Source organism: Sinorhizobium terangae (assembly GCF_029714365.1).
GTDB lineage: Bacteria > Pseudomonadota > Alphaproteobacteria > Rhizobiales > Rhizobiaceae > Sinorhizobium > Sinorhizobium terangae.
In genome coordinates, this window is the sequence record NZ_CP121660.1 from 1,888,005 (window position 1) to 1,900,632 (window position 12,628).

The 12,628-nt window shown below is 62.6% G+C and carries 13 protein-coding genes; 4 read left to right on the plus strand and 9 right to left on the minus strand.

The window, feature by feature from the left end:
• The 7 genes from QA637_RS27520 to pcaD form a co-directional block, all read right to left on the minus strand.
• Positions 1-1,365, minus strand: coding sequence for an FAD/NAD(P)-binding protein (locus QA637_RS27520; protein WP_283065950.1), 1,365 nt, complete (start codon positions 1,363-1,365; stop codon positions 1-3).
• Positions 1,366-1,566: 201 nt separating this feature from the next.
• Positions 1,567-1,755 (minus strand): hypothetical protein, encoded by a 189-nt coding sequence (locus QA637_RS27525; protein WP_283065952.1) that lies wholly within the window; start codon positions 1,753-1,755, stop codon positions 1,567-1,569.
• A gap of 140 nt (positions 1,756-1,895) precedes the next feature.
• Positions 1,896-2,951: a 3-carboxy-cis,cis-muconate cycloisomerase gene (locus tag QA637_RS27530; protein WP_153440353.1), complete on the minus strand. Its 1,056-nt coding sequence runs from the start codon at positions 2,949-2,951 to the stop codon at positions 1,896-1,898.
• Between the two features lie 90 nt (positions 2,952-3,041).
• Positions 3,042-3,656 carry a protocatechuate 3,4-dioxygenase subunit alpha gene (gene pcaG / locus QA637_RS27535; RefSeq protein ID WP_283065954.1) on the minus strand — a complete coding sequence of 205 codons (615 nt, stop codon included), beginning with the start codon at positions 3,654-3,656 and terminating at the stop codon, positions 3,042-3,044.
• A gap of 10 nt (positions 3,657-3,666) precedes the next feature.
• The gene (gene pcaH, locus QA637_RS27540) at positions 3,667-4,416 is read right to left on the minus strand and encodes a protocatechuate 3,4-dioxygenase subunit beta (RefSeq protein WP_283065956.1); all 750 of its coding nucleotides are present in this window, start codon (positions 4,414-4,416) and stop codon (positions 3,667-3,669) included.
• A 14-nt stretch (positions 4,417-4,430) separates the two neighbouring features.
• Entirely contained in the window at positions 4,431-4,835 is a 405-nt protein-coding gene (gene pcaC / locus QA637_RS27545) for a 4-carboxymuconolactone decarboxylase (protein ID WP_283065958.1), read from the minus strand.
• Complete coding sequence (pcaD, locus tag QA637_RS27550) at positions 4,828-5,637, minus strand: 3-oxoadipate enol-lactonase (RefSeq protein WP_184108473.1); 810 nt, start codon at positions 5,635-5,637, stop codon at positions 4,828-4,830. The genes pcaC and pcaD overlap by 8 nt, the downstream gene beginning before the upstream one ends.
• 93 nt (positions 5,638-5,730) lie before the next feature.
• On the opposite strand from pcaD, the gene pcaQ reads away from it, so the two are divergent.
• Positions 5,731-6,657 (plus strand): pca operon transcription factor PcaQ, encoded by a 927-nt coding sequence (gene pcaQ / locus QA637_RS27555; protein ID WP_283065959.1) that lies wholly within the window; start codon positions 5,731-5,733, stop codon positions 6,655-6,657.
• 67 nt (positions 6,658-6,724) lie between these two features.
• Positions 6,725-7,252 (plus strand): GNAT family N-acetyltransferase, encoded by a 528-nt coding sequence (locus QA637_RS27560; RefSeq protein ID WP_153440358.1) that lies wholly within the window; start codon positions 6,725-6,727, stop codon positions 7,250-7,252.
• On the opposite strand, the gene ggt is transcribed toward QA637_RS27560, so the two are convergent.
• Together ggt and QA637_RS27570 are read right to left on the minus strand one after the other, a co-directional pair.
• Entirely contained in the window at positions 7,249-8,994 is a 1,746-nt protein-coding gene (ggt, locus tag QA637_RS27565; protein WP_153440359.1) for a gamma-glutamyltransferase, read from the minus strand. The two genes, QA637_RS27560 and ggt, sit on opposite strands and share 4 nt — an antisense overlap.
• 95 nt (positions 8,995-9,089) lie before the next feature.
• Entirely contained in the window at positions 9,090-9,752 is a 663-nt protein-coding gene (locus QA637_RS27570) for a sulfite oxidase-like oxidoreductase (protein ID WP_283065961.1), read from the minus strand.
• Positions 9,753-10,294: 542 nt separating this feature from the next.
• On the opposite strand from QA637_RS27570, the gene QA637_RS27575 reads away from it, so the two are divergent.
• Both QA637_RS27575 and QA637_RS27580 read left to right on the plus strand, forming a co-directional pair.
• Positions 10,295-11,380 carry a glycosyltransferase gene (locus QA637_RS27575; protein WP_283065963.1) on the plus strand — a complete coding sequence of 362 codons (1,086 nt, stop codon included), beginning with the start codon at positions 10,295-10,297 and terminating at the stop codon, positions 11,378-11,380.
• A gap of 11 nt (positions 11,381-11,391) precedes the next feature.
• Positions 11,392-12,585 (plus strand): glycosyltransferase, encoded by a 1,194-nt coding sequence (locus QA637_RS27580; RefSeq protein WP_283065965.1) that lies wholly within the window; start codon positions 11,392-11,394, stop codon positions 12,583-12,585.
• The last annotated feature ends 43 nt before the right edge of the window (positions 12,586-12,628 follow it).

Below are 12,628 nucleotides of genomic sequence, written 5' to 3' on the forward strand. Positions count from 1 at the left end.
TCATGCCCGCAAAGTCGAAGCGATCGCGCTTGCCACGTTCTGCGCCTGGACGCGGATATCCGGAACCGCGGTGATTTCCCAGAACTGGCCCGCCGTCAAAGCGCCGACCGCGTAAAGGCCTGGCTGCGGCTCCTTGTTGAGATCAAGCACGCGGGAGTCCTTGTCGACAGAAAGGCCGAGTCCGAGTTCGGCGGGGCTGATCAGCCCCTGCCGCTGCATCTCCCGAAGCAGCGGCGAATGCGCGACGCCGGCCCGCTCCATGCCGGTGCAGTTGACGATCCAATCCGCATTGAACGATCGAGGTCGGTGGCTTTGTCTTTCCCGATAGGTGACCAATGCACCGCGCGGCCCCTCCTCGATCGTCTCCAGGAAGCCGGTGTGCACGGTGACGATGCCATCTCTTCTCAGGGCCTCGAAACGCGCAGATATCTGCGGGGCGATCCGATGGCGGTGCACGTTCCACCACGCCAGGCCGTGGCGGAGGAACCGGGCACGTTGCTCTTTCGCCAACTCCTGCCACAGCTTTTGCGTCACTGGCCTCAGGCCGTCCATCAGACCGCGCCAGTCGGCGCCCTTGCGAACCTGCCGGCGAAAGCCCGCGAGCAGGGCGCTGATTTCTCGCGAACATCCAAGCTCCGGCTCAATCGCCGGCGCCCGACGGTCAGCCGGCGGATGGGCATGCGGAAGCAGGCCACGGCGTGACAGGACGCGGAAACGCCCCCGGTGACCGTGAACCCGCAAGGCCAGCACCTGATCGATCATCGTCAATCCGGATCCGAGGATGCAGACCGTGTCGCTCGGGCCGACCTTCGATAGCCAGCTCAGCCGCCACGGATTGCGCACGATGCGACTTTCGACGCAGGTGTCGATTTTCCCCGCCGCGAGCGGCAGATCGGCATTGCCGATGCCGAGACAAAGCACGACGTTTCGCGCGCGGAGTTCCGCGCCGTTGTCGAGATGAAAGACAAGTCCGGCCTCGCTGCAATGGACGCAGTCCGTCGCCTTCGCCTTGACGAAATCAACCCTCGCGGGCCGCTCGTCGCCGCGCAACAAGGACGCCAGCCGGTCGCGCAAGTAAAGCCCGTAGTCTCCCCGTGACGCGAAGCCGTCCGCGGAAACCTGCCTCATATGCTCTGCGAGCCACTCGACAAAATCGTCGGGCTTTTCGGGAAAAAGGCTCATGCGCCCGGCAGGAACATTCAACCGGTGGATATAAAATTCCGTGCGATAGGCGGTGCCCCTTCCAAACCCTGGGGCATCGCCAACGACGGCAATCAAGGTGGAGGCTGGTAGCAGCCGGAGCAAGTTGATCGTCACCGCGATCGCTGAAAATCCTGAGCCGACAACAGCGACATCGTAAAGCAAACGCGTCTCCCTGATCCGTTGTCCCTTGTCAGTACCCGAATGCGTAAGGCGTCCGCCAAGACCGAACCGAAGTCACAAAACGTGCATCACCGGCAAAGGTTTCGTCGCTTGACTACTATTTCTACAGAAATTCTCAATTTTGGAAAGGCCCGGCATGGACTACATGAGAGTGACGGGCAATGCCGGTGATCGCGGCTATGATCACTCAAAAGAGGGTCGCCGGGACGGGAACACGTGTGATTCGCGGGCATTCATCCGGTTGCGCCGAAGCTCCAGAAATTCCAGCAGATGGAAGTCGTCCGAGCCCTGGCCGCGGGGATTGGAGAGGAGTTCGGCAATGCGCGCTGCATCTTCACAGCCCCAGCGGCGGTCGCGATCCCTCGTGCCCATTGACGGTCTCCATTGCTCTGGCGACCGTGTTACACTGACACGCCCCGACCCTCCTTGCGCCGCCGCAAGCATGGCGACGAGCATCGGGGGCTGATCGGGGGCTGAAAGAATACGCGAAGAGTCTGGAATCGTCCTACGACTCACGTTCCGCCCAGGCGCGTGATATTGCTCGCCAGTTGCGTGGCAAGCCTGGTAGCAGCCGCCGTCGCTCCGGCCATCTGCGGCAGGATCAACCATTCGAGCGTCCAGGCGGAGCCGGAGCGTTCCTGCTCATGCACGAGCGCCTGATGCACGCCCGCGAGCAGGGTTGCATTGAACCGGGCCAAGGTGACAAGCACTTCCGCCGCAACCGGATTCTGCTTGTGCGGCATGGCGGAGGAGGAGCCGCCGCCGGCGAGCACGATCTCCTCGCCGTTTTGCGCCATCAGCGCCACGTCCTGGCCGAACTTTCCGAGAGTGCCCGTAATGAGCGATAGCAGATTGGCGAAATCCGCCACTGCCGCGCGCTGGCTGTGCCATTGCGGACAGTCGACCAGCGCAAGCTCTTCGGCGAGCGTCTCGCGAACGGCCTCCGCCTTGTCCCCGAGCTTCTCGAGCGTGCCGGCGGCGCCGCCGAACTGCACGGCAAACAGGTCGCGGTCCATGGCCTCGAGGCGGTCCTGGTGATCGAGCAGCGGCTCGATCCAGGCACGCAGGCGATCCGAAACCGTGATAGGGATCGCCGCTTGCATGCGCGTGCGCCCCATCAGGGGACGAAACCCCCATTGCCGGTCGCATTCTTCAAGCACCGCCACGACATCGCGGAGACGGCAGCCGAAGAGTTCGGCGATCGCCTTCATGCGCAGCATCAGGCTGGTGTCGATGACGTCCTGGCTGGTGGCTCCGAAATGCACATGGTTTGCAGCCTCGGCGCCGACTGCCGCGCGCAGTTGCCGGACCAGTTCCGGAACGACGACGCCGTCCGACGCCGTCGCGCGGCGCAGTGCCACGACGTCCGGCGAAAAAGCGCGGCAGGCTTCGGTGATGCGATCGGCCGCAGAACTCGGAATGACCCCGTGTTCTGCCTCGGCCCGCGCGAGCGCTGCCTCAAAGGCAAGCATGGCGCGGATGTCGGCCGCGGCGGAAAATTCCGCCGCCACGGCCTCGTCACCGAGAAGACCGGAAAGATAGGGATGATCAAAGGCCGAGTAGGTCATTCCACATCTCCAGGATCCCGTCTTCCCGCGCGCGGCGGGAACGGCGGCGTCAAAGGCCAGAAGCAACACGGGCAGGCCGCCACGCGATGATCATATATCCAGGAAGACCGTTTCCTTCTCGCCCTGGAGATGAATGTCGAATGTATAACTAGGCGCTGTGCCCGCGGCGACAAGCGTCTCAGCGCGATGACGATGCTCTATCCGGGCAAGCAGCGGATCTTCGGCGTTCGCTGCCGCCTCGTCCGGAAAATACATCCGTGTGTGCAGACCGATATTGATGCCGCGCGCAACGATCCAGAAGGTGATGTGCGGTGCCATCAGGCGACCGTCCTTGAAGGGCACCCGGCCCGGCTTGACGGTCTCGAAGGTGAAGACGCCGTCCTCGGCACTCGTCGGGCACCTGCCCCATCCGGTAAAATTCGGGTCGGCGGTGCCGCGCATTTCCGCGGGCGAATTGTAGAGGCCGCCGGCATCTGCCTGCCAGATCTCGACGAGCGCGTCCTTGAGCGGCATTCCCGCTCCGTCGATCACGCGACCCCTGACGGTGATGCGCTGCCCTAGCGTCTTGTCGTTGACCATCGAGGTACCGAGGTCGGATTTGTAGACGCCCGCAATGCCGCAGAAATTCGGCGTCAGGCCGATATGGACGTAAGGCCCGGCGGTCTGCGAAGCGGTTTCCTTGAGGTAGCCAAGTTCCTGAACCATCGGTTGCCCCCTAGTTGCCTTCCGGCCGGTTTTCGAAGAACGTCGAGCGGCGGCCGCGCAGCACGATGTCGAACTTATAGGCCCTGGCGTCCATCGGGATCGTATTGGACCAATCGAGCGGCGCGATGAGTTGCTCGATCGCCGGGCGATCGGGGATCGTGTTGACGATCGGACATTTCCAGATCATCGGGTCGCCCTCGAAATACATCTGGGTTATCAGCCGCTGGGCGAAGCCGTGCCCGAAGATCGAGAAGTGGATATGCGCCGGCCGCCAGTCGTTTACGCCGTTCGGCCAGGGATAGGCTCCGGGCTTGATCGTCCGGAAGAAATAGTATCCCTCGTCGTCGGCGATGGTCCGGCCGCAGCCCCCAAAATTCGGATCGATGGCCGCGAGGTAGGTTTCCTTCTTGTGTCGATAGCGCCCGCCCGCGTTCGCCTGCCAGAATTCGAGCAAAGCACCCCGCACCGGACGGCCGCGCTCGTCGAGCACGCGGCCATGCACGATGATGCGCTCGCCGATCGCGCTTTCGCCGGGCTTGGCGAAATTGTGGATCAGGTCGTTGTCGAGTTCGCCCAGCATCGAATGGCCGAAAACAGGGCCGGTGATCTCGGAGATCGTGTTGTCGAGCGAAAGCAGTGCCTTTTGGGGCGAGCGCAGTACGGAGGTCTTGTAGCCGGGGGTGAAGGCCGGCGCGTGCCAGTCACGGTCACGCTGGAAAAACGCACCCGTCTCGGGCTTGTGGTTCTGTCGGTCCGACATTGTCGTTGCTCCTCTCAGGCCGCCCTGCCGGGATCCATGTCAGCCAAGACGTCCTTGGCGATCTTGATCGCGTGGTTCGCCGCCGGCACGCCGGCATAGATCGCCACGTGCAGCAGCGCCTCGCAGATGTCCTCGCGGCTCGCACCGGTATTTGCCGTGGCGCGGACGTGCATTGCCATTTCCTCGTCCTGGCCGAGCGCGGCCAGCAGCGCGATCGTGACGATCGAACGCTCCCGTTTCGTCCAGGTCGGGCGCGACCAGACATGGCCCCAGGCGGCTTCGGTAATCAGTTCCTGGAAGGGCTGGTCGAAATCGGTCGAAGCCGATTGCGCGCGGTTGACATGATTATCACCGAGAACGGCACGGCGCGTCGCCATGCCCTCTCGATAGCGCTTCGAGAGCGCTGTGGCGTCACTCATCTTTGTCTCCATGCATGACGAGTTCGAAGAATGGCCGGAGGATCGCGGTGAGGATTTCCGGCTGTTCGACGCAGGGGATATGACCGGCTTCGCTGATCACCTCGTAGCGTGCGCCGGGGATTAGCCTAGCCATCGAGAGCACGAGGTCCGGCGGCGTCGAACCGTCGTCCTCTCCGACGACACACAGCACGGGAACGGCAATCTTCTTGGCCGCCTCCGTGTAATCGGCATCGCGAACTGCAGCGCAGGTGCCAATATAGCCTGCCACCGGCTGTCGGATCAGCATGTTGCGGTAGCCGGCGAAAGCGACGTTCTCCGGCCGCCGGAAAGCCGGGGTGAACCAGCGCTCGAGGACAGAGTCGGCAACCGCCTCGATACCGTGGGCCTCAATCGCGGCGATGCGCGCGTCCCACATCTCCGCCGTGCCGATCTTGTGCGCTGTGTCCGAAAGCACGAGCGCACGCACCAGATCCGGTCGGCGCTGATAGAGCGACTGTGCGATCAGGCCGCCGACGGAAAGCCCGCAGACGATCGCCTGGCGGACGGAAAGCAGGTCGAGCAGGGCGGCAAGGTCGGTCGCATGATCCTCGATCGAATAGGGAACCTGGCCAACGTCGGAAAGGCCATGGCCCCGTTTGTCATAGAGCACGATCGCGAACTCGCCGGCAAGCCGGACGACGACATCGCGCCAGATGCGGAAATCCGTGCCGAGCGAATTGACGAAGACAAGGACAGGCTTTTCCCCCGTCGCACCAATCACCTGATAATGAATCGTGATGTCGTTGATGCGGGCGAATTGCACGGCAGATCTCCTCCGTCACCAAATTGGATGTTTGATCTGGTTAGGTAAAATGATATTTCATGGCTTTCCAATAACTCATAGGTTATGGGTTTCATGATCGACGCTCGTGTCAAGTTTCGCCATCTACAGACATTTGTCGAGGTCGCGCGCCAGAAGAGCGTGATGAAAGCGGCCGAACTCTTACACGTCAGCCAGCCGGCCGTTACCAAGACGATCCGCGAGCTCGAGGAGGTGCTGGGCGTTGCCGTGTTCGAGCGCGAGGGGCGCGGCATCAGGATCACCCGCTACGGCGAGGTTTTTTTCCGCCATGCCGGCGCGGCGCTGACCGCGCTCCGGCAAGGCCTCGACTCGGTCTCGCAGGAACGCTCCGGCAACGGGCCGCTCATCCGGATAGGTGCCCTTCCCACGGTTTCGACGCGGATCATGCCGCACGCCGTAGCGCTCTTTCTCAAGGAGGAAACGGGCGCCCGCCTGAAGATCATTACAGGCGAAAATGCGGTGCTCCTCGAGCAGTTGCGGGTCGGTGACCTTGATCTTGTCGTCGGCAGGCTGGCCGCGCCCGACAAGATGACCGGGTTTTCGTTCGAGCACCTCTATTCCGAACAGGTGGTGTTTGCGGTGCGCACCGGCCATCCGCTCATCGCCGGCAGGCAGTCGATCTTCGCCCATCTTGGGGACTATCCGGTGCTGATGCCCACCCGCGATTCGATCATTCGCCCCTTCGTAGAACGCTTCCTGATCGCCAACGGAATCGCCAGCCTGCCGAACCAGATCGAGACTGTCTCCGCTGCCTTCGGCCGCACCTTCGTGCGTTCGAGCGATGCGGTCTGGATCATTTCGAACGGCGTCGTCGCGACGGATATCGAAGACGGCCTCCTGGCGGCGCTGCCGATCGACACCAGCGAGACCAGGGGCCCAGTCGGCCTCACCGTGCGCACCGACGCGATCCAGTCTCTGCCGCTGTCGATCCTGATGCAGGCCATCCGCGAGGCGGCTGGGGTTGCGATGGCGAACGGCTGAACTCGGCGCTTTACATACGCGGATCGATATCGAGAATGCAGAACCAACCATTTTCACGCCGAACGTCATGCACCAAGCAGAACTGCAGCTTCAAGATTTTGCGAAAGAACATGCTCGGGAGCTGCCGGCCTGGTTCCCGACGCTGCAATCGCTCATCCAATGGGGCGGTCCGGACGTCCGCTTTCCGCTCGACACGGGTCAGATCGAGGCGATGGTCGCCGAGACGTCCGGCTCTGAGCCGAAGCGCTGGATCTTTTCCGGTCTTGTGAGAGGAGCCGTTGCAGGCCACGCGCAGGTTGCCCTCGACTGGCAAAACGGCGTCGCCCGGCTCAGCCGTGTCGCCGTCAATCCCCTGTTTCGCGGCCAAGGGCTCGCCCGCCCCTTCTTGAGGCTTGTTGTCCACCGCGTCTTTGCTGCTCCTGCTTTCGAGCGACTGGAACTCAACGTCTACACCTTCAACGGGGCGGCAATCCGCACCTATCTCGGCCTCGGCTTCATCGAAGAAGGCGTGCGGCGCTCGTCGGTGAAAGTCGGCGACGAGCGTTGGGACACCGCAATCTACGGCCTGCTGCGCAGCGATCTCGCCGAAAACTAATACCCCCTCGCCGCGCCTGCCCCGATGCGGCTGTCGACGGCGCCGTTGAAGCGGGCACCGCCGCCGGCCCCGATCTCCTCCAGGTTTTCGCCACCGACGAGGATACCGGTTGCCTGTCCCCAGATCTTCCAGCTTTCGTCGATCTGGACGTCATGCCCCATGGCCGCGAGAAGCTTGCGGGTATCCGGCGACAGCGCATAGGGCTCCATGAACACCTTGTCCGGCAGCCATTGATGGTGAAGGCGCGGCGCATCGACCGCCTCTTGGATGTTCATGCCGTGGTCGATGACATTGATGATCGCTTCCAGCGTGATCGTGATAATGCGCGCGCCGCCGGGGCTGCCGATGACCATGAAGGGCTTGCCGTCCTTGGAGACGATCGTCGGGCTCATTGATGAAAGCGGCGTCTTGCCGGGCGCGATCGCGTTCGCTTCCCCTTGGACGAGACCGTAGAGATTGGGCGCGCCAGGCTTGGCGGTGAAATCGTCCATCTCGTTGTTGAGGAGGATCCCGGTTCCGGGCGCCACCACGCCCGCGCCGAAGGAGCCGTTCAGCGTATAGGTGACGGCAACCGCATTGCCGTCGTCGTCAATGATCGAGTAGTGAGTCGTCTCCTTGCTTTCCGCAAAGCCCGCCGGCATCAGCGCCTGCGAGACGCCCGCCCTGAACGGTTCGATCTTGTCGCGGATTTCCTTCGCATAGGCCTTGTCGGTGAGTTTGCTGACCGGATTTTCGACGAAGTCCGGGTCGCCAAGCGCGGTATTGCGATCGACATAGGCATGCCGCATTGCCTCGATCATCGCGTGCACCGTCTCGGCCGAACCGTAGCCGAGATAGGAGAGCGGATAACCCTCGAGGATGTTGAGGATCTCGCAGATGATCACGCCGCCCGACGATGGCGGCGGCGAGGAAACGATGTCATAGCCACGGTAGTTGCACTTGACCGGTTCCAGCTCGCGGACGGCATATTGCTCGAAATCCTTCTTGGCGAGGATGCCGCCCTTCTCTGCACTCGCCTTGACGATCGCGTCGGCGATCGCACCCTTGTAGAAGGCGTCCGGCCCCTTCTCCGCGATGCTTGACAGCGAGGCGGCAAGATCGGCCTGGACCAGCTTCTCGCCGACTGCGAAAGGCTTGCCGCCGGGCTTCAGGAAGATCGCCGCCGCCGCCGGATCCTTCGCCAACCGCTCGGTTCTACCGTCGAAAGACTCGACATCGCCCTGCTCCAGCACGAAGCCTTCCTCGGCGAGCTTGATTGCCGGGGCGATCAGTTCCTTGAGCGGGCGCGTGCCATAGCGGCTGCGCGCGTGCTCGAAACCCATCACCGGGCCCGGCACGCCGACGGCGAGATAGCCATTGGTGCTCAAGCCTTTGACAAGATTGCCCTTGTCATCGAGATACATGGATTTGGTGGCAGCGAGCGGCGCGCGTTCGCGGAAATCGAGAAACGTGGTCTTGCCGTCCTTGAAGCGGATGGTCATGAAGCCGCCGCCGCCGATATTGCCAGCGGTCGGATAGACGACGGCGAGCGCATAGCCGACGGCAACAGCCGCATCGATTGCATTGCCGCCCTTCTTCAAGACTTCCACGCCGATATCGGAGGCGAGATGCTGGGCGGTAACGACCATGCCGTGCTCGGCCTTGACCGGCTCGGGCGAGGCCGCCTGCGCCGTCCACGGCGGAACCGTGCCAAGCGCGACAATCAAGGCAAAGGACAGGCTCTTCAAGCTCGGACTGCGCATGCTTTCCTCCTGCAACTGATTGCCCGCTAGACGATGCCCTCAACCGGCGACTGTAGCATCAAAATTCGCAGGTTGCATTTCCGAAGGTTTCCTCATCAATCGCCGGAATACCGCTCCTCAAGCCAGGGGTCCCCGCGCATGTGATAACCGTTCCGCTCCCAGAAGCCGGCCCTGTCGGCGGCGCAGAAAACGATCCGCGTCAGCCACTTGGCGCTCTTCCAGAGATAGAGGTGCGGCACAATGAGGCGCATCGGACCGCCGTGGGCCCGGCTGATCGGGGCCCTTTCCCAACTCGTCGCGAGGATTGCGTTCTCTGCGGCAAAGTCCACGAGCGGAAGATTGGTGGTATAGCCGTCATAGCTGGTCAGCAGGACATACTCTGCCTCCGGCTTCGGCATCACCCGGTTGAGCAGCTCGCGCGTCAGCACGCCATGCCAGCGATTGTCGTAACGCGACCAGGTCGTCACGCAATGAATATCAGAGAGACTGTCGCTCTGCGGCAACGACTGGAACGCCGTCCAGTCGAGTGACAAAGGCTTCTCCACGAGGCCGGTCAGGTCAAGCCGCCAGGTCTCCAGCGCAATGTGCGGCTGCTGTCCAAGATCCAGAACCGGCCAGTCGTTGACGAGATGCTGGCCGGGCGGCAGGCGGTCGGTCTCCGGGCGCCCGACCCGCCCCGTCAGAAACTTTCCACCCGCCGCCCATTGCCGCTTGGTGGACGTCAGTTTCGTTTCCGGTAGCGGTTCGTCATCGCCCATGATGCACCCGTCATCGTTCTTTTCGTGTGGGACCGATTTGAGGCTCGAAAGGCCGCGGCGTCAAGCAAGCGGTTCGGGGGCGGGGTTGATACCCGTTCGAGCTAGACCAAAAGGGTGAGCGACGATTGACTATCTGTTCCCGCCGTGACAGCCTCTGCTGCAGTGCAGCAATGCTGCACCCTGTCTCGCACGGTCAACCTGCTCGGTGGAGGACTGTTTTCTTGCGGCCGGATCGACACTTTTTCGGAAACACGCGCGCCTACGCGCCGGCCCCGTGGCCTTTGCTTAGGTGCGGCCTGACATCGCAGGTTGCGCCGCCTCAAAGGCGACCGACCCAACAATTGCCGTCATTCTGGAGTTGATGCCTTTCTCCTCACCGGTTCGGGTGAGGTGCCAGCCTACTGCATGTTTCCCTAAATCGGAGCCGATTTAAGGATAGGAACATGCAGCAATTCAAAGTGCTGCAGCGTCCTTTGCGCGTATTGTCAGACGCCCGGCGCTGTAGTGGTCACGGCGAAATGTCTGTATGAAGGAGAAGCGGTATGAAGGTTCTGTTTGCCGGCGGAAACGGTTATTATCCGGAGTTCAGCGGCGGCGTTCAGTCGAGCACGCACCACCTCGTCCAGCAGTTGCGTGACCGCGGTCACGAGGCCGGCGTATTGGCCGCCTTGTTCGGCGACGGCATGTTCGGCTTTAAGGCGCGCGTCAAGCTTAAGTTGTCCGGCGAGCGTGGCGTCATGGACAGCTTTCCCGGCTATCCCGTCGTTCGCGCCTGGCACCCCTGGGAAGCGGCAACCTTTGCCGTCAACAAGCTCCGCCCCGACGTCGCCGTTGTGCAGTGCCACAAATCGGTCCCGATCGGAAAGGCGCTCCAGGTGCACAACGTGCCGCTGGTGATCTATCTCAGAAATGTCGAATTTCACGAACTCGCGGGCGATCTCAGGGAACTGACCGCCGCCCATTACATCGCGAATTCGGAATTCACGGCCCGGACCTACAGGCAGAAATACGGCATCGACTCGGTGGTCATCCCGCCGACGATCAATCCCGAGACCTACAAGACGCCGACAACGCGGGAGTACGTGACTTTCATCAACCCCTATAAGGAGAAGGGATTCGAGCTGGCGGTCCGCATTGCCGAGCAATGCCCCGACATTCCCTTCCTGTTCGTCGAAAGCTGGAAGCTTGCCGACGATCACCGGGCGGAAATCGAGAAGATCATCGCGCCGCTGAAGAACGTGCGCCTCGAAAGCCGCACCAGCGACATGAAGACCGTCTACGGACGGACGAAAATCCTGCTTGCGCCGAGCAAATGGGAAGAGGCCTGGGGGCGGGTGGCGTCCGAGGCGCATTGCAGCGGCATTCCGGTCGTCGGATCGACGCGCGGAGGATTGCCGGAAGCAATCGGCGAAGGCGGCATCCTTCTCGACCACGATGGACCGCTCGAGGAGTGGACCGGCGCGATCCGCCGTCTGTGGAGCGACGATGCCGAATACAAACGGCTGTCGGCAGCGGCCTCGAAGTTCGCCGAGCGCCCGCTGATGCGGCCCGACCGTCAGTTTGCGGCATTCCTTGATGTTCTGGATCGCGCTGCCGCAAGCCGCGTCTCTGCTCTCAAGGCCTCTTGAGACCGGCAAGCATGCGCGTCGGTTTCATTGTCGGTCAGTTTCCGTCGCTTTCGGAAACCTTCGTCATCGGCCAGATGGCCGGCCTCTTGCGTCGCGGCTTCGAGGTCGATGTCGTCTGCAACGGGATATCGGATTACAATTTCGCGGATCGGCGGCAGGAGCCGCTCGCCACCCTTCTGGCACGAACCCGTGACTGGTGGGGTGCTGCGGCCCGCACGCGTCCGGCGATCGAGCGGCTGCCGGCGAAACTTCGCGACAAGGTCTCCACCGTGCTCGACATGTCGTCGGTCGGCCGCCTGAACGAGTGCGATGTCCTCGTCGCCCATTTCGGGCACAACGGCGCCCGCGCCGCTCGGCTGAAGAAATGGAAGCGGCTGAAGCCGCCGATCGTCACGATTTTCCACGGCTACGACGTCGGCGTGCCGCTCCACGAGCGGGGCCTCGGCCGATACAATGATCTGTTCGAATACGGCGCGCTCAACCTGACCGTGAACGGCTTCTTTCGCCGCGTCCTGGTGGAAGCCGGAGCGCCGGAAAACAAGGTTGCCGTGCACCACATGGGGATCGATCTCAAGAAGATCCCGTATGAGTGGAAATCCTGGCGCGGCGTGCCGCTGCAATTGATTTCCGTGTGCCGGCTGGCCGAGAAAAAGGGCGTGGAATACGCGCTGCGCGCGCTCGCGCTGCTGCGTGCCGACGCGCCGGACCTTGCCTGGCAGTACACGATCATCGGCGACGGACCGCTGCGGCAGGAACTGGAGGCGCTTGCCTCCAAACTCGGTATCGCAGAGCGCGTTTCCTTCCTCGGCAGCCTCGCCCATAAGGACGTCAAGGAGTGGCTGCGGCGCTCGCACGCCTTCGTGCTACCGAGCGTTACCGCCAGGAATGGCGATGTCGAGGGCATCCCCGTGGCACTCATGGAGGCTATGGCCGCCGGTCTGACCGTGGTGAGTTCCAACCATTCCGGCATTCCCGAACTGATCGAGGATCAGAAGACGGGCTTCCTCGCGGACGAAAGAGACGTCGAAACTCTTGCGAGCCGGCTGCGCTTCGTCGCGGAGCATCCCGAGCAATGCGAGGGCGTAGCGCGGCAGGCAAGGAAGAAGGTCGAGGCCGAATTCGACATGGAGGCGCTCGACAATGATTTCGCCGAGATCGTCAGCCGGTGCGCTACAGCGCCACCGCATTTATCAGATGCGCAATGAGGAAAGTGCGCGCGGCTTCCGCCCGCTTCCCGCTCTAACCAGT